Origin of the sequence: Agromyces aureus (assembly GCF_001660485.1) — a bacterium.
Taxonomy (GTDB): domain Bacteria; phylum Actinomycetota; class Actinomycetes; order Actinomycetales; family Microbacteriaceae; genus Agromyces; species Agromyces aureus.
Map to the genome: position 1 here is coordinate 4,144,753 of NZ_CP013979.1, position 15,645 is coordinate 4,160,397.

General features: G+C 71.6%; 17 protein-coding genes. 13 read left to right on the forward strand and 4 right to left on the reverse strand.

The window, feature by feature from the left end; genetic code table 11:
• The first annotated feature begins 85 nt into the window (after positions 1-85).
• Genes ATC03_RS18535 through ATC03_RS20670 form a run of 4 tightly spaced genes read left to right on the forward strand, consistent with a single transcriptional unit; the run spans position 86 to position 2,461 of the window.
• On the forward strand, positions 86-1,297 hold the full coding sequence (locus tag ATC03_RS18535; RefSeq protein WP_152031019.1) for a serine/threonine-protein kinase: 1,212 nt from the start codon (positions 86-88) through the stop codon (positions 1,295-1,297).
• Positions 1,294-1,734 carry a hypothetical protein gene (locus ATC03_RS18540; RefSeq protein WP_152031020.1) on the forward strand — a complete coding sequence of 147 codons (441 nt, stop codon included), beginning with the start codon at positions 1,294-1,296 and terminating at the stop codon, positions 1,732-1,734. The genes ATC03_RS18535 and ATC03_RS18540 overlap by 4 nt, the downstream gene beginning before the upstream one ends.
• 37 nt (positions 1,735-1,771) lie before the next feature.
• Entirely contained in the window at positions 1,772-2,254 is a 483-nt protein-coding gene (locus tag ATC03_RS18545; protein WP_067880429.1) for a GNAT family N-acetyltransferase, read from the forward strand.
• Between the two features lie 51 nt (positions 2,255-2,305).
• A complete protein-coding gene (locus tag ATC03_RS20670) occupies positions 2,306-2,461 on the forward strand; it encodes a hypothetical protein (RefSeq protein ID WP_156997191.1) in 156 nt (51 codons plus the stop codon).
• Here ATC03_RS20670 and ATC03_RS18550 read toward each other — a convergent pair.
• Positions 2,425-3,264: an SDR family oxidoreductase gene (locus ATC03_RS18550; protein WP_067880432.1), complete on the reverse strand. Its 840-nt coding sequence runs from the start codon at positions 3,262-3,264 to the stop codon at positions 2,425-2,427. The genes ATC03_RS20670 and ATC03_RS18550 overlap by 37 nt on opposite strands.
• Before the next feature lie 128 nt (positions 3,265-3,392).
• Here ATC03_RS18550 and ATC03_RS18555 point away from each other — a divergent pair, with 128 nt between their 5' ends.
• Together ATC03_RS18555 and ATC03_RS18560 are read left to right on the forward strand one after the other, a co-directional pair.
• Positions 3,393-3,866 carry a MarR family winged helix-turn-helix transcriptional regulator gene (locus tag ATC03_RS18555; RefSeq protein WP_067880435.1) on the forward strand — a complete coding sequence of 158 codons (474 nt, stop codon included), beginning with the start codon at positions 3,393-3,395 and terminating at the stop codon, positions 3,864-3,866.
• Between the two features lie 2 nt (positions 3,867-3,868).
• A complete protein-coding gene (locus tag ATC03_RS18560; protein ID WP_067880438.1) occupies positions 3,869-4,597 on the forward strand; it encodes an NAD(P)H-dependent oxidoreductase in 729 nt (242 codons plus the stop codon).
• A 30-nt stretch (positions 4,598-4,627) separates the two neighbouring features.
• On the opposite strand, the gene ATC03_RS18565 is transcribed toward ATC03_RS18560, so the two are convergent.
• On the reverse strand, positions 4,628-5,854 hold the full coding sequence (locus ATC03_RS18565; RefSeq protein WP_169829231.1) for an MFS transporter: 1,227 nt from the start codon (positions 5,852-5,854) through the stop codon (positions 4,628-4,630).
• Between the two features lie 83 nt (positions 5,855-5,937).
• Between ATC03_RS18565 and ATC03_RS18570 the strand changes: the two genes are divergently transcribed.
• The 6 genes from ATC03_RS18570 to ATC03_RS18595 all read left to right on the forward strand — a co-directional run bounded on the left by ATC03_RS18570 (position 5,938) and on the right by ATC03_RS18595 (position 12,484).
• Positions 5,938-6,690 carry a GntR family transcriptional regulator gene (locus ATC03_RS18570; RefSeq protein WP_067880442.1) on the forward strand — a complete coding sequence of 251 codons (753 nt, stop codon included), beginning with the start codon at positions 5,938-5,940 and terminating at the stop codon, positions 6,688-6,690.
• 235 nt (positions 6,691-6,925) lie between these two features.
• Positions 6,926-7,861 carry an ABC transporter ATP-binding protein gene (locus tag ATC03_RS18575; RefSeq protein ID WP_084003617.1) on the forward strand — a complete coding sequence of 312 codons (936 nt, stop codon included), beginning with the start codon at positions 6,926-6,928 and terminating at the stop codon, positions 7,859-7,861.
• 119 nt (positions 7,862-7,980) lie between these two features.
• Complete coding sequence (locus ATC03_RS18580) at positions 7,981-9,018, forward strand: aliphatic sulfonate ABC transporter substrate-binding protein (RefSeq protein ID WP_067880445.1); 1,038 nt, start codon at positions 7,981-7,983, stop codon at positions 9,016-9,018.
• Positions 9,019-9,030: 12 nt separating this feature from the next.
• On the forward strand, positions 9,031-9,993 hold the full coding sequence (locus tag ATC03_RS18585; RefSeq protein ID WP_084003618.1) for an ABC transporter permease: 963 nt from the start codon (positions 9,031-9,033) through the stop codon (positions 9,991-9,993).
• Positions 9,990-12,047, forward strand: coding sequence for an acetate--CoA ligase (gene acs / locus ATC03_RS18590; protein WP_198168750.1), 2,058 nt, complete (start codon positions 9,990-9,992; stop codon positions 12,045-12,047). The genes ATC03_RS18585 and acs overlap by 4 nt, the downstream gene beginning before the upstream one ends.
• A gap of 131 nt (positions 12,048-12,178) precedes the next feature.
• Positions 12,179-12,484 (forward strand): DUF4190 domain-containing protein, encoded by a 306-nt coding sequence (locus ATC03_RS18595; protein WP_067880448.1) that lies wholly within the window; start codon positions 12,179-12,181, stop codon positions 12,482-12,484.
• Positions 12,485-12,548: 64 nt separating this feature from the next.
• On the opposite strand, the gene ATC03_RS18600 is transcribed toward ATC03_RS18595, so the two are convergent.
• Positions 12,549-14,051, reverse strand: a complete 1,503-nt coding sequence (locus tag ATC03_RS18600) for an MFS transporter (RefSeq protein WP_084003619.1) — start codon at positions 14,049-14,051, stop codon at positions 12,549-12,551.
• 88 nt (positions 14,052-14,139) lie between these two features.
• Between ATC03_RS18600 and ATC03_RS18605 the strand changes: the two genes are divergently transcribed.
• The gene (locus tag ATC03_RS18605) at positions 14,140-14,769 is read left to right on the forward strand and encodes a TetR/AcrR family transcriptional regulator (RefSeq protein ID WP_067880451.1); all 630 of its coding nucleotides are present in this window, start codon (positions 14,140-14,142) and stop codon (positions 14,767-14,769) included.
• Between the two features lie 10 nt (positions 14,770-14,779).
• Here the strand turns inward: ATC03_RS18605 and ATC03_RS18610 are convergent, their stop codons facing one another.
• Positions 14,780-15,571, reverse strand: coding sequence for a DNA alkylation repair protein (locus tag ATC03_RS18610; protein ID WP_084003621.1), 792 nt, complete (start codon positions 15,569-15,571; stop codon positions 14,780-14,782).
• Positions 15,572-15,645 lie beyond the last annotated feature (74 nt).

The window sequence follows — 15,645 nt, forward strand, 5'->3', positions numbered from 1 at the left end:
GTCGCGCTCCTACCGCATCGCCGCTGCGCTGGCCACCCCCGGCCGTCAGCCGACGGCATTCGGGGCTTCGATCTACGCTCGAGTGGTGACGACCTCTCCCCCACGCGTCGTCGGCGACCCGTTCGACGGGGTCACGATGGCCGAACGCTACCGCCTCGACGGACTCATCGGCCGCGGCGGCATGGCCAGCGTGTACCGCGGCGAAGACCTCGTGCTGCACCGGCCCATCGCGGTCAAGGTGTTCGGAGCCGCGACCGAGGGCCTCGACGATCGCGACCGCCGCACGTCCGAGATCGCGCTCCTCGCGAGCCTCTCGCATCGCGCACTCGTGCGGCTCTACGACGCAGCCCACGACGAAGGCACCGGGCGGGAGTTCCTCGTCATGGAACTCGTCGACGGGCGCGACCTCCGCGAGACCCTGCGGTCCGGCCCACTCACGCCGGCGGACGCCTCGACCTTGCTCGCCGACCTCGCCGAGGCGCTGCACGTGATCCACGATCGCGGCATCGTGCACCGCGACGTCAAGCCCGCGAACGTGCTGCTGGAGCCGGCGCACCTCCCCGGGCGCGCGTGGAACGCGAAGCTCGCCGACTTCGGCATCGCCCGACTCGTCGACGACGCCCGCCTCACGAGCACGGGCCTGCTCGTCGGCACGCCCGGATACGTGAGCCCCGAGCAGGTGGCCGGGGCCGTGCCGGCACCCCCGGCCGATGTCTATGCGCTCGGGCTGCTCGTGCTCGAGGCCCGAACGCAGCAGCAGGCGTTCCCCGGCCCAGCAGCCGAGTCGGCGAGCGCCCGACTCGTGCGCGACCCCGCCGTTCCGGCCGAGCTCGGCGACGACTGGGTCGCGCTCCTCCGCGCCATGACCGCCCGCGAACCCACCGACCGCCCGTCCGCACTCGAGGTCGCGGTCGCGGCCGCCGCGCTCGACGTGTCGGATCGTGGGGCCGGCGCGACCGCGGTCACGATCGCATTCGGCGACGTCGCCGAGACGCCGACCGTCGCGATGACGGGAGCCGCGGCATCCACCGACGACTCGCCCACGGTGCGGATGGCGAACGCGCCCCGTGCCGAGGCCTCCGGCGCGCAGCCGACACGAGTGCCCACGGAGCGCCGCACGGCACGGCGAGGTCGCGTGGCCGTCATCGTGCTGCTCGTCGCGACGGTCGTGACGACGCTCTGGGTGCTGCTCTCGCCCCTCGCCGCACCGCCGGCGACCACCCCCGAACCGCTGCCGAGCGTACCGGGAGAGCTCGGCGTGCACCTCGAGCAGCTCGACGAGGCGGTGAACCCGTGATGCGCCCGAACCTGCGGTCGCGCTCGACGGCCCTCGCGACCCTCGTGCTCGTGCTGGGCCTGAGCCTCACGTCGTGTGCCCCGTCGAACGACACCGCCGCCGACCTGCACGCGTCGGTCGTCAGGGTCTCCGAGCGCGCGGCATCGGCCGACTACCTCGGTGCCATCGCCGAACTCGACCTGCTGGAGGCCGACGTCGACCAGGCCGCCGCCGACGGCGGACTCGACGGCGCGCAGGAGCAGGAGATCCGCGAGGCCATCGCCCTCGTCAGAGCCGACCTCCAGACCGCCGAGATCGCCACGACGCCCGTCCCGACCCCCGTCACCGACGACTCGGGGGATTCCGACGACTCCGGCGATTCGGACGACGCCCCCGGCAACAGCGGCGACAACAAGGGCAGGGGAAACGGCAAGGACAAGAAGGACAAGAAGGACTGACCGAGACATCCGTCGCGGCATCCGGCACCATGGAGCCATGACGCAGGCGAACCCCGACGACATCACGCTCGACCCGAAGTCCGACGACGAGGTCGTCGCCTGGCTGCCCGTCGCGATGCGCGAGTACGAGGAGTCGCGGCTCGAGGCGGGCGACAGCGCCGATGCCGCGGACACCGCGCGCGCCGAGTCCGAACGACGGTTCTTCCCCGACGGGCGTCTGATCGACGGGCACCAGCTCTTCACGATCCGCCTCGCGGGCGAAGACGTCGGGTGGTTCTGGCTCGGTCCGTGGAACGGCACTGGCGTCGAGGACTGGTGGATCTACGACATCCGCGTGTACGACGAGTTCCAGCGCCGCGGCATCGCGCGCATCGTCATGCAGCGCGCCGACGGGATCGCACGCGAGGGCGGCGCGAAGAGCCTCGGGTTGAACGCGTTCGCCTACAACGTTCCGGCCATCACGCTGTACGAGAGCCTCGGTTACCTCACGGCGTCGCTGCACATGCGCAAAGACCTGTGAGGCGCAGACGATTCGCGGCCGGCGTTCAGACTGCGGGCGTACGGTCAGCGCATGAACCCGGAATCCTGGCTCGCCGTCATCTGCATCTCGGCCCTCGTCGGCCCGATGCTGCTCGGCCTCGTCGCCCTGCGGCGCCGGCCCCAGCCGATTCGCGTGCGATCCGACGACGCTCAGCGTCGGCCGGTGAACCGCTCCATCGAGCGGTAGACGCCGAAGCCGTCGCCGACGACGCGGTCGAACACGCGCGTCGGCAGCAGGCCGCGCAGCGCCCGTGAGACGCCGACGCTCCACGGCAGTTCGAGCCGCGGCGCGCCCTTGAGCATCGCCCGCCAGACGCGGTCGACGACGTACCCGGGTTCGAGGATCGGCGCGAGCACCGGCCCGCGCGCGCCGGCGAACATGCCGGTCGAGATGTAGCTCGGGGTGACGGTCGTGACCTTCACGTTGCCGTGATCGGCCTGCTCGAGCTCGATCCGCAGCGAGTCGCTCCACCCGATGAGCGCGGCCTTCGATGCGGCGTACGTGGCCATGCGAGGGTTCGCGAGGGTGCCGGCGGCCGAGGCGATGTTCACGACGCGTGCGGCGCGGTACGCGTTCGCGATCATGCCGGGCAGGAACTCGCGGGTGACGTACATGGGGGCGAGCGCGTTGACCTGCATGGTCGGGCGGGTGTCCTCGCCGTTGTCGGTCTGCCAGAAGTACTCGTTGCCGCGCACGATGCCGGCGTTGTTGATGAGCACGTCGGGATTGCCGACCTCGCGGCGCACCTGCTGGGCGTGCTTCGCGATCGAGCCGAGGTCGGCGAGGTCGACGACGTAGGAGTGGATGCGGGTGCGGCCCTTCGAGATCGCCCCGAGTTCGTCGACGGTGCGTGCGAGCGCGGCGGCGTCGCGATCCCAGAGGGTGACGGATGCCGCGTGCTCGGCCACGGCCCGCTGCGCGTACATGCGGCCCATGCCGCCCGCGGCGCCCGTGATGAGCAGCCTGGCTCCGCGCACGGTTCTCGTCATCCGACCATTGTCCCGCACGCGGACGAGCCCGGGACCCGGACCCGGGCCGCACCCAGAGCGTGTCAACATGTTGATGAAATGCCTGTCAACCTGTTGACATCCAACGTGTCAACCGGTTTACTCATCACATGAGCGCCGAACCGAACCCCCGACCCCAACCCGGTGGCCCGCTCGGCGACCGCGTGACGGTCACCCTGCACTACCTCGTCGACCGCATGGACCGCTTCGCCGACCAATTGCTGCAACAGCGCTTCGGAATGAGCTACAGCCAGTTCATGTTCATCGCCGTGCTCGCCGATCTCGCGCCGCCGCCCGACATCACGACGCTCGCGACCTGCCTCGGGGTCAGCAAGGCCGCCGTGAGCAAGCGGGTGCCCGCGTTCGTCGAGGCCGGCTGGGTGCAGACGCACACCGACCCCGCGAATGCGCGTCGCGTGCTGCTCTCGATCACCCCGAAGGCCGGGCGTTTCCTCGCCGAGGCCCTGCCGGTGCTCGATGCGTCGTTCACCGAGACGTTCGACGACCTCGCGACCGTCGACCTCGCCGCCCTGCACGAAGACCTCAAGACCGTCATCCGCCACCTCGACTCCAAGGAGCACTGAACATGACGAACCGCACCGTGGCGAACACGCTCGTGATCATCGGCCACCCGAACTCGGGCAGCTTCAACCACGCCCTCGCCGAGCAGTACGCCGCCGGCCTGCGCGCGGCATCCGTCGACGCCTCGACCGGCGGAACGGCCGACGGCTCGCACGTGCGGGTCATCGACCTCGCCGAACGCGAGTTCGAGCTGCTGCCCTCCGACCGCGCCGACCTGCGCGCCCCCGACGGCGACACCTCGCACCTCGAGCCGCGCATCCGCGCCTTCATCGACGACGTCGCCTGGGCCGACCACCTCGTGTTCTTCTTCCCCCAGTGGTGGGGCACCTACCCCGCCGTGCTGAAGGCGTTCCTCGACCGGGCGGTGCTCTCGGGCACGGCGTTCAGGTACGGCCGCGGCCAGATCTCGACGCGACTGCTCACCGGCAAGACCGCGCGCATCGTCATGACCATGGACTCGCCCATCGCGTGGAACCGGTTCGTCTACCGCAACGCTGCCGAGACCTCGCTCAAGCGGGCCACCCTCGCCTACTGCGGCGTGCGCACCATCGGCATCACCCGGTTCACGCCCGTGCGGTTCTCGACCCCCGGGAAGCGCGCCGCCTGGCTCGAGTCGGTTCGCCGGCTCGGAGCGACGGATGCCTCGAGGGCCCGCCGTCGTCAGCCCGCGCCTGCGCCCGTCGCCGCGGGTGCCCCGGCTGCCGCCGGTTCCGGCGGCGCTGCGGGCGAGTAGGCGACGCCCGACCGAGACGCCCCGCCGACCTCAGGACTCGCGCGCCGCGTCGGCCTTCGGGATCAGCGGCAGCACGGCCGCAGGCGCGATGGCGATCGCGACGAAGGCCAGCGGGTAGCCCACGAGCGTCACCAAGCCGCCGACGAGCGGCCCGACCATGGCCGCCACGACGTACTGCCCCGTGTTCTGGATGCCGAACGCCTTTCCCGCCCATGACGCGCCCGCCGCCTCGGCGACCGAGGTGAAGGCGAGTCCGTTGTCGGCGACGCTGATCAGGGTCGCGACGATGAACGCCGGCCCCGCGACGACGCTCCAGCCCGGCAGGCCCGTCGCCCCGACGACGAGCATCACGAGGCATCCGCTCACCGCCACCCAGCGGAGCACGCGAACGCGACTGCCCACTCGGTCGCTCAACTCGCCGACGCCGATGCGGCCGACGGCACCGATGAACTGCGCGACGCCGATCAGCAGGCCCGCGGCAGGGGCGCTCCACTGCATCTCGGCGACGAGCCAGACGATGCCGAAGATCGAGAGGGCGAACTGCGGCACGACGAGCAGCGCCGAGACGAGGTGGATGCGCCAGAGGAACGAGCTCGCTCGGTACGGGTTCGCAGCGGGCCGTGCGTCCGGCTCGACTCCGATACCGGGCGGCGCCGCGACCGGCCGCACCGGGTCGGCGAGGCCCACCGCACAGAGCACGGCCAGCGCGGCGTTCAGCACGAGGGAGAGCGCGACCGCCGCGCCGATGCCGAACTCCGCGGCCAGGCCGGGCACGGCCAGCGCCGCGACCGTGACGCCGAGCGGCTGCGACATCTGGCGGATGCCCATCGCGAAGCCGCGCCGCTCCCGTGGGAACCAGCCGACCACGACCCGCCCGCTTGCGGCGTTGGTGCTCGCCGACACCGCCCCGCCCAGGAAGAAGAACACCCAGAGCGTCAGGATGTCGCCGGCTGCGGCCGCGCCGACCGCCGCGACGGCGGTGAGGGCGAGCCCGGTCGTGATGACCCGGCGTTCGCCGAAGCGATCGGCGAGGGCGCCCCATGCGACGAGCGTGAGCACCATGCCGATGGTCGGCGCCGAGGCCAGCAGGCCCGCCTGCACGAGCGAGATGCCGCGTTCGGCGTGCAGCAACGGAATGAGGAAGGCGGGCGTGCTAACGAAGACCGTGCCCGCGGCCTGCGCCGCGACGCCGAGCGCGAGCATGCGCCAGGCGCGCCTCGGAATCACGGTCGGTCGCTGGAGCGTGGTCGTGTTCACGGCCTGTCCTCTCTGGAGCTGGGACGAAGTATGGGATACGTTAGTGCGTACCAACTTGGTATCCCAAACTCACGGAGGTTCCGATGCCCGCATCCGTCATCGGAGCACCGCTCTACGACCGCCTGCGCGCCGGCATCCTCTCCCTCGACTACGTCCCGGGCGAGAAGCTGACCGAGCGCGGCCTCGAGGTCGACCTCGGAGCCTCGCGCACGCCGATCCGCACGGCGCTCCTCCGACTCGAGGTCGACGGACTCGTGCGCCGCGAGGGGCGCGGGTGGAGCGTCACGCCGATCGACCTCACCGAGATCCGCGCGCTCTCGGAGTACCGCGAGGCCGTGGAAGCCGCGGCCGTGCGCCTGGCGGCCGCCCGCGCGACCGACGAGGACCTGCTCGCACTGGCCGCCGCGACCACGGCGTCGGCGTCGGCGTCGGCCGAACCCTCCGGCCGGGCCGGCGAGGATCGCAACGAGACCGACGAGACCGAGGAGGCGGGCATCCGCGCGGGCAGCGACTTCCACGCCCTGCTCGCCCAACTGTCGGGCAACCCGTTCATGGCCGAATCCATGCACGGCGTCATGACGAGACTGCTGCGCACGCGCTGGCTCGAGATGCGCACACCCGAGTCGCGGGCGCATGCGCGCGACGAGCACCTCGCCATCGTCGCCGCACTCCGACGCCGCGATGCCGACGGCGCCGCCGACCTCGCCGTCGCCCACGCGCGCGGCACGGCTGAGCGCACGCTCACCCTCCTCACCGAGGAGCGTCGGCGCCTCCGCGGTCGCGGCTTCGCGATCATCGAGAGCGAACCGTCGACCGCCCATCTCGACGCCGTCTGACCGCCGCCGGGCGGTCCAGGCCGGCCCCTGGCCGCGCCCGAATCGGCACGGCCGCATCGAAGATCCCGCCGCTCGCCGTGCGATCCGGCATGCCCGATCGCAGGAACTTCGAGGTAGCCGGGCGTCATCCGAGATCCCGCCGTGTTACGCCCCGGGTCGCCTCCGCCTGACAGCGCGCGCCCTGCTGGATACCGTCGGAGAACCCCCACCAGCCGACGCACGTCGAGGAGACGCCATGGCCGCGGCATCCGCCACCGCTCCCGCAGTGTCGTCCGACGCGCAGTCGGGCTCGAAGCGGGCCGCTCGCACCTTACCCGGCACCGCGGTCGCGGCGGCCGGCACCGCGATCGCGGCACCCGTCTCGCTCCAGGGCATCGGCCGCGCGTTCGCGTCGCAGGGCGGGCAGCGCCAGGTGCTCCGCGACATCGACCTCGAGATCGCGGCCGGCGAGATCGTCGCGATCCTCGGGCCGAGCGGATGCGGCAAGTCGACGCTGCTGCGCATCGCCGGCGGCCTCGACCGCCCGACGCAGGGCGAGGCGCTCATCGGCGGCGAGCCCGTGAAGCCGTTCGACGCGCGCTCGGCCGTCGGATTCCAGGAGCCGCGCCTCCTGCCGTGGCGCACGATCGCGAACAACGTCGCGCTCGGCCTGCCCCGCGGCACTCCGCGCACCGCGGGTCGCGAGCAGGTCTCGCGCCTGCTCGACCTCGTCGGGCTCGCCGACTTCGCCGACCACCGCCCGCGCGAGGTCTCGGGCGGCATGGCGCAGCGCACGTCGCTCGCCCGCGCACTCGCGCGCAACCCGGCCGTGCTGCTGCTCGACGAGCCGTTCGGCGCGCTCGACGCACTCACTCGCCTGAAGATGCAGGACCTCCTGCTCGACGTGCACGCCGCCGAGCCCGCCACCATCCTGCTCGTGACGCACGACGTCGACGAGGCGCTGCAGCTCGCCGACCGGGTGATCCTGCTCGGCCACGACGACGACCCCGCTGCGGCTCCGGGCGCCATCGTCACCCAGACGATCGTCGTCCCGGGGCACCGCCCCCGCGACCGCGGATCCGCAGAACTCGCCGAGCTCCGCGGGCGCCTGCTCGACGGACTCGGCATCGACCGGCACGGCGCCGCCCGCGGCATCGAGACCGGCACGACCATCCCCCACTACCCGTACTGACGCCCAGCCGAGCGCGCCGAACCGGCGCACCGACACGCACGCACCCGACGCACCGCCCACCCGACGCACCACCCGTCTCGACGCACACAGCACGCGCGTCGCACCCCAGAGGAGAACCCATGTCCCGCACCACACCGTTCCTGCGATCCGCGCTCGTCGCGGGCGCCGCCGCCGCCGCGCTGCTGCTCTCGGGCTGCGTCGCCGGCGAGGGCCAGGCCGCCGAGCCCGAGCCCGCCGAGACGGGCGAGGCCGTCTCGCTCGAGGGCCAGACGCTCAACATCGACTTCGCGACGTACAACCCGCTGAGCCTCGTCATCAAGGACCAGGGCTGGCTCGAGGACACCGGCCTCACGGTCAACTGGGTGCAGTCGGCCGGCTCGAACAAAGCCAACGAGGCGCTGCGCGCCGGCGCGATCGACGTGGGCTCGACGGCCGGCTCGGCCGCGCTGCTCGCACGGTCGAACGGTTCGCCGATCCAGGTCATCGACATCTTCTCGCAGCCCGAGTGGGCCGCGCTCGTGACGGTCGACGGCAAGGGCATCGAGTCGGTCGACGACCTCAAGGGCAAGCAGGTCGCCGCGACCAAGGGCACCGACCCCTACTTCTTCCTGCTGCAGTCGCTCGAAGCCGAGGGCCTGGCCCCCGAGGACATCACCGTGCAGAACCTCCAGCATGCCGACGGCTGGGCTGCACTGCAGAACGGCTCGGTCGACGCGTGGGCGGGCCTCGACCCGATCATGGCCGGCGCCGAGGAGCAGGGCGCCTCGCTCTTCTACCGCAACGTCGACTTCAACTCCTACGGCTTCCTGAACGCGACCGAGTCGTTCATCGCCGACAAGCCCGAGGTCGCGCAGGCCGTCGTCGATGCCTACGAGCACGCACGCGCGTGGGCTGAAGAGAACCCCGAGGAGACCGCCGCGATCCTCGCCGAGGTCGCCGGTCTCGACGAGGCCGTCGCCACGAAGGTCATCACCGAGCGCACGAACCTCGACGTCGACAACGTTCCCGGCGACGCGCAGGTCGCGGTGCTCGAGAAGGTCGGCCCGATCTTCGTCGAGCTCGGCGACGTCGCCTCGCAGCAGCAGGTCGACGACGCGCTCGACACCCTCATCAACGACGAGTTCGCGACGGCTGCAGACCCGTCGCGCTTCGAGTAGGAATCCCCTGAGATGACGGATGCCTCGCGCACGACCCGAGCCGACGAGCGAGCGGATGCCGCGGCCGACGCGGTGACCTCGGTCGACCGTCGGTTCGGCTCGCCCGTCGCCGACGGCGGGCTCGCGATCGCGACCGCCGGACCGCTCGGCTCGTCGGGAATCGACCGGCCGCGCGAGGCATCCGTCTCCCCTGCTTCACCCGGCGCCCGTCGCCGTCTCGTCGACCGCCGCTGGTTCGTGATCGTCGGCGGCGCGATCATCCCGCTCGCCCTGCTCCTCACGTGGCAGTTGGTCTCGACGAGCGGGCTCGTGCCCGTCTCGATGCTGCCGAGCCCCGAGATGGTGTGGCTCGCGGCCGTCGACCTCGCCCAGCGCGGGCTGCTCGGCCTCTACGTCGCGATCTCGACGCAGCGCGTGTTCATCGGCTTCGCCGCCGGCGCGGCGATCGGCCTGCTGTTCGGCGCGGTCGTCGGCCTGTCGAAGCTCGGCGACATCCTGCTCTCGCCGACGCTCGGCGCGATCCGTGCGGTGCCCTCGCTCGCGTGGGTTCCGCTGCTGATCCTCTGGTTCAAGATCGGCGAGGAATCGAAGATCATCCTCATCGCGATCGGGGCCTTCTTCCCGGTCTACACGATCGTCGCCGCGGCGCTGCGGCACGTCGATCGTCAGCTCCTCGAGGCGGGGCGTGCGTTCGGCCTGCGCGGCATCCGCCTGTTCACCGCGGTGCAGCTGCCCGCGGTCGTGCCCTCGGTCATCTCGGCGCTGCGCCTCGCGCTCGCCCAGGCCTGGCTCTTCCTCGTGGCCGCCGAGCTCATCGCGAGTTCGATGGGCCTCGGCTTCCTGCTCGTCGACTCGGGCAACAACGGCCGCATCGACCGCATCTTCCTCGCGATCATCCTGCTCGCCGTGCTCGGCAAGCTCACCGACGCCCTGATCGGCCTCTTCGAGCGCTGGGCGGTGCGCAAGTGGGCGTGACCGACGAAGCCGGCGCCCGGCCGACGATCTCCGGTCTCCTCGAGGAGCACCGGCGCTTCCCCGCTCCCGACGCCTTCGCCGCGCAGGCGAACGTCACGGCTGCCGACGCCGACGCCCTCCGAGCGGCAGCGGACGCCGATCCGGTCGCGTTCTGGGAGTCGCAGGCCGCGCGCCTCGACTGGGCCGAGCCGTGGCACACCGCCCACACGTGGCATCCGGCCCTCCCCACCGAACGGGCCGACGAGACCGGCGAGCTCAGCGTGCCGCGCGCCGAGTGGTTCGCCGGTGGGCGACTCAACGCGAGCGTGAACGCCGTCGACCGGCACGTCGCGGCCGGGCGAGGCGACAAGGTCGCGTTCCACTTCGAGGGCGAGCGCGGCGACCGTCGCTTGATCACCTACGCCGAGTTGCAGCGCGAGGTGGCGAAGGCCGCGCACGCGCTCACCGAGCTCGGCATCGTCGCGGGCGACCGCGTCGTCGTCTACCTGCCCGTGCTGCTCGAGACGGTCATCGCGACGCTCGCGATCACGCGCATCGGCGCCGTGCACTCGCTCGTGTTCGGCGGCTTCTCGTCCGAGGCGCTGCGGTTCCGCGTCGAGGACACGAGGGCGAAGCTCGTCATCACGACCGACGGCCAGTTCCGCCGTGGCACGGCCGTGCCGGTGAAGGCGGCCGTCGACGAGGCCGTCGCGGGTGTGGCATCCGTCGAGCACGTGCTCGTGATCCGCCGCACGGGCGATGAGACCCCCGATCTGCCCTTCACGGCCGGGTGCGACGTCTGGTGGCACGAGGTCGTCGACCGCCAGCCCGACGTGCACGAGCCCGAGAGCTTCGACGCGGAGCATCCGCTGTTCATCATCTACACGAGCGGCACGACCGGAAAGCCCAAGGGCCTCGTGCACACGACGGGCGGTTACCTCACGCACGTCGCGTACAGCTACTGGGCCGTCTTCGACGCGAAGCCCGACGACGTCTACTGGTGCACGGCCGACCTCGCGTGGGTCACGGCGCACAGCTACGTGCACTACGGCCCACTGCTGACGGGCACGACGAGCGTGATCTACGAGGGCACGCCGAACACCCCGCACCCCGGCCGCCACTTCGAGATCATCGAGCGCTACGGCGTGACGACTTACTACACGGCGCCCACGCTCATCCGCTCGCTCATGACCTGGTTCCCCGAGGGCGTTCCCGGCCCGGATGCCGGTGGCCACGACCTCTCCTCGATCCGCCTGCTCGGCTCGGTCGGCGAGGCGATCAACCCCGAGGCGTGGGTGTGGTTCCGTGAGCAGATCGGGGCGGATGCCGCACCCATCGTCGACACCTGGTGGCAGTCCGAGACGGGGGCCGCGGTCATGGCGCCGCTGCCCGGCGTCTCGACGCTGAAGCCGGGTTCGTCGCTCCGCGCGCTGCCCGGGCTCACGACGCGCGTCGTCGACGAGCAGGGGGCGGATGTCGCAGCCGGCCATGGAGGTTACCTCGTCGTCGACGGCACCTGGCCGGGCATGGCGCGCACCGTGTGGGGCAACCCCGAGCGGTACCGCGACGCCTACTGGGCCCGCTTCGCCGACCGCGGATACTTCTTCTCGGGAGACGGCGCGAAGGTCGACGCCGACGGCGACATCTGGCTGCTCGGCCGCGTCGACGACGTCATCAACGTGTCGGGGCACCGGCTCTCGACCATCGAGATCGAGTCGGCGCTCGTCGCCCACGCCTCGGTCGGCGAGGCCGGGGTCGTCGGCGTCTCGGACGCGACCACGGGCGAGTCGATCGTGGCGTTCGTCGTGGCATCCGACGCCCTGACCGGCACCGCGGAGCGATCGGATGCCGCGGCCGGGCGTGCTGCGGAACTGCGGGCGCACGTGGCCGCCGCCATCGGCCCGATCGCGAAACCGCGGGAGGTCGTGTTCGTCGCCGACCTGCCGAAGACCCGCTCGGGCAAGATCATGCGCCGCCTGCTCGTGGATCTCGCGGAGCGCCGCCCGCTCGGCGACGTGACCTCGCTGCAGGACGACCGCGTGCCCGGCGCGATCGCCGACGTGCTCGCCGGCTGAGCCCCAGCGGCCATGACCTCGCACGTCATCGCGTGACGTGCCGGCAGAACTCCCCATTGACGGCCGACGACCAGACCTGCCACGCTGCATTCCGGCGATCACAGCCGCACCGACCGAGAAGGAACCCTGAAATGTCTGACCTGCCTCCCGCCCCCGTTCCCCCCGCACAGCCCGTCGCGCCGGTCGCTGCCTCCGAGAAGTGGAACGTCCTGTCGATCGTCGGCTTCGTGCTGTCGATCATCGGCTTCAACGTCGTCGCCATCGTGCTCGGCTTCATCGGCCTCAACCAGGTCAAGAAGACCGGCGAGCGCGGCCGCGGCCTCGCGATCGCCGCGATCATCATCGGCTTCGTGTCGATCGTGCTCGGCATCATCCTGACCATCGTGTTCTTCTCGGCCCTCGCCGCGACGGGCACGCTGACGGACACCTCGTACTGAGCCGTCCGCACGCAGAAGCCCCCGCCCGGCGCATCCGGGCGGGGGCTTCGTCGTCTTCGCTTCGCTACGCGACGACCGCCGCCGCGCGCCGCCCCGAGGGCAGCAGCAGTCCGATGACCGCCGAGGCGAGCAGCACGGCCGCGCCGACGGCGACCGCGGGCTGGGCGCCCACCGTGTAGAGGTCGGGCACGAGTTCGCCGCCTGCCCCGGTGAACACGGCCGTCGAGACCGCGATGCCGAGTGCGACGCCGACCTCGCGGAGCATCGAGTTCGTGCCGCTCGCCTTGGCGTGATCGACCGGCGCCATGGTCGCGAGCACCGCGGTGGCCGACGGCGCGAACACGAGGCCCATGCCGACGCCGGCCACGATGAACGGCACGACGTACGACGCGTACTCGACGCCGGGCTCGAGCAGGGTGGTCAGCCAGAACAGCGCCCCGCCGAGCAGCGCGAGTCCGGAGACGATGAGCGTGCGGGTGCCGACGCGGGGCGCGAAGATGCCCGCGAGCGGTGCGACGACCATGGGTGCGAGGGTCCACGGCGACGTCTGCAGCGCCGCCTCGAACGGGCTCGCGCCCTGCACGACCTGCAGGAACTGGATCAGGATGAAGATCGATCCGAACGCGCCGAAGCTGAAGCCGAAGCCCACGACGTTGGCCACCGAGAAGCTCCGGTCGCGGAACAGCCGCAGTGGCAGCAGGGGCGCCGAGGCGCGGGTCTCCCAGAACACGAAGGCGAGCAGCAGCGCACCGCCGCCGATCAGGCCCGCGAGCACCTCGGCGCTGTCCCAGCCCGCCTCGTTGCCGCGGACGATGCCGTAGACGAGTGCGAGCAGGCCGAGGCCCGAGAGCAGCAGGCCGACGACGTCGGCGCGAAGGCGGGCGCCGAAGCTGTTCGGCAGCGCGAGCAGCGCCAGCAGCACCGAGACCACGCCGATCGGCACGTTGATCCAGAAGATCGCCTGCCACGACCAGCCCTCGATGACGGCGCCGCCGATGAGCGGGCCGACCGCGACCCCGAGGCCCGCAACGCCGCCCCAGATGCCGATCGCGAGCGGTCGACGGGCCAGCGAGACCGAGCCCGCGAGCAGCGTGAGCGAGAGCGGCATGATGGCGGCGGCGCCGAATCCCTGCGCGGCACGGGCCGCGATGAGTTGGCCGGGGTCGGTCGCGAGGGCCGCGAACGCGGAGCTCAGCGTGAACACCACGATGCCGATGACGAACACCGTGCGGCGCCCGTAGCGGTCGCCGAGCGCCACGGCCATGAGGATCGTGCTCGCGAACGCCAACGTGTACGCGTTCATGAACCACTGCAGCTCTTCGACGGACGCCCCGAAGTCGGCGTGCAGCACGGGCAGCGCGTTCGTCATGACGAGGTTGTCGAGCGTCGCCATGAACATCGGCAGTGCCGAGGCGAGCAGCACGAGCCAGAGCGCGCGCGGGCGGCGGGCGGATGTCTCGGGGGCGCCCTCGGGCCCGCGGCCGGCAGGGTCGCCCGCGGTGCCGCGCGGCCCGCGCGCGGCATCCGTCGTCTGGTCTTGGATGGTCGGTTCGGCCGTGGTGGACATGGCGCGACTCCTTGGATTCGAGGTTGTTGTTATCGGATGATTACTTACGACTCTTGCACTGTAGTAATCGACTGATAACATGTCAAGCATGAGTCCCGAAGCCGCCGAAGTCCTCGAAACCGCCGCCCCGGCGGGCCGCATGAGCGCCGCCGACCGCCGCGAGCAGATCCTCGTCGCGGCCACCGCGGTGTTCGGCGCGAAGACCTATGTCGGCACGACGACCGACGAGATCGCCCGAGCGGCAGGAGTCAGCCAGCCCTACGTCGTACGCCTCTTCGGCACGAAGCAGAAGCTCTACATCGAGGTCATCCAGCGCGCCTACTCGCACCTGCTCGAGGCATTCGCGGCCGCGTTGCCCGGCCCCGTCGACGAACGCGCACCACGACTCGGCGCGGCCTACACGGGCCTGCTCGCCGAGCGCGGCATGCTGCCCGTCATCGCCGGATCGACGCAGATGGGCGGCGAGACCGAGATCGGCCAGGTCGCGCGCGACGGCTTCAGCAGCCTCTGGCACTTCATCCGTGTCGACGCCGGCTTCTCGGCCGATGAGACCCGGGGGTTCTTCGCCACCGGCATGCTCATCAACGCCGTCGTCGGCCTGCGCCTCACCGGCGACTACGGCACGGGCGTCAGCGCCACCGAGGTGCTCGACGAGTGCTTCCCCGACGCGCTCGAGAAGGTGCGCACGTTCCTGCCGAAGGTCGGCGAGCCCTGGTGAGGCGAGCGGCTCAGCGCAGCGCGCGGTAGAAGGCGCGCTCCGCGGGCGAGAGGTGCTCGGTCGCGTACGACAGCATCGTGCGCGGCATCCGCGGGGCGCACTCGTCGAGGAACCCCGTCAGCAGCTCGCGGTCGACGCGCTTGCCCGTCTCGCGCAGCATCCACCCGACGGCCTTGTGCATGAGGTCCTCACGGTCATCGACCAGCGTCGGCGCGAGGCGCAGGATCGGCCCGGCGTCGCCCGCCTTGATGAACGCGAAGGTCGCGAGCACGGCGACGCGCCGTTCCCAGAGTGCATCGGATGCCGCGAGCTCGTCGAGCAGCGTCAGGTCGCCGTCACCGGCGCCCGGGCCTCCCGAGCGCAGGAACTCGCCGACCAGGTATTCGGCGGAGGTGTCGACGAGGTCCCAGTTGTTCACGTGCCCGGCTCGCACGGCGTCGAGGTAGGCCGCGTGGATCTCGGCCCGGGCCGCGTCGTCGCGCATACGCACCTTGCCCGCGGACTCGAACTGCCGCACCAGCACGATGAGGGCCGCGAGCCGATGCTCGTGCACCGGGCTCTCGAGCAGGGCGGATACCTCGGCGAGCGGCATCCGCTCGAAGCCCTTCACGATGGCCCGGGTCACCGGCACCCGCACGCCGACGAACACGTCGCCCTCGCCGTACTGGCCGGGGCCGGTCTTGAAGAACCGCTGCAGGAACTCGGCGTCGATCGGGTCGCCTGCGGCATCGATCGCCGCGGCGAGCGCGCCCGCCGTCTGCCCCGAGTCCTCGCGAGCCACGATCGATCCGGCATCCTCCATGCTGCGGATGCTACCCCGCACCCACCTCGTCAGGCGTCGCGCACGCATGCTCCATGCGTTGGCGATCCGTTCTG

What these genes read in the sequence shown, in the direction of transcription:
- ATC03_RS18545 (WP_067880429.1), top strand. Translation starts at nt 1,772, where the DNA reads ATGACGCAGGCGAACCCCGACGACATCACGCTCGACCCGAAGTCCGAC.
- ATC03_RS20670 (WP_156997191.1), top strand. Translation starts at nt 2,306, where the DNA reads ATGAACCCGGAATCCTGGCTCGCCGTCATCTGCATCTCGGCCCTCGTC.
- ATC03_RS18550 (WP_067880432.1), bottom strand. Translation starts at nt 3,264, where the DNA reads ATGACGAGAACCGTGCGCGGAGCCAGGCTGCTCATCACGGGCGCCGCG.
- ATC03_RS18555 (WP_067880435.1), top strand. Translation starts at nt 3,393, where the DNA reads ATGAGCGCCGAACCGAACCCCCGACCCCAACCCGGTGGCCCGCTCGGC.
- ATC03_RS18560 (WP_067880438.1), top strand. Translation starts at nt 3,869, where the DNA reads ATGACGAACCGCACCGTGGCGAACACGCTCGTGATCATCGGCCACCCG.
- ATC03_RS18570 (WP_067880442.1), top strand. Translation starts at nt 5,938, where the DNA reads ATGCCCGCATCCGTCATCGGAGCACCGCTCTACGACCGCCTGCGCGCC.
- ATC03_RS18575 (WP_084003617.1), top strand. Translation starts at nt 6,926, where the DNA reads ATGGCCGCGGCATCCGCCACCGCTCCCGCAGTGTCGTCCGACGCGCAG.
- ATC03_RS18580 (WP_067880445.1), top strand. Translation starts at nt 7,981, where the DNA reads ATGTCCCGCACCACACCGTTCCTGCGATCCGCGCTCGTCGCGGGCGCC.
- ATC03_RS18585 (WP_084003618.1), top strand. Translation starts at nt 9,031, where the DNA reads ATGACGGATGCCTCGCGCACGACCCGAGCCGACGAGCGAGCGGATGCC.
- ATC03_RS18595 (WP_067880448.1), top strand. Translation starts at nt 12,179, where the DNA reads ATGTCTGACCTGCCTCCCGCCCCCGTTCCCCCCGCACAGCCCGTCGCG.
- ATC03_RS18600 (WP_084003619.1), bottom strand. Translation starts at nt 14,051, where the DNA reads ATGTCCACCACGGCCGAACCGACCATCCAAGACCAGACGACGGATGCC.
- ATC03_RS18605 (WP_067880451.1), top strand. Translation starts at nt 14,140, where the DNA reads ATGAGTCCCGAAGCCGCCGAAGTCCTCGAAACCGCCGCCCCGGCGGGC.
- ATC03_RS18610 (WP_084003621.1), bottom strand. Translation starts at nt 15,571, where the DNA reads ATGGAGGATGCCGGATCGATCGTGGCTCGCGAGGACTCGGGGCAGACG.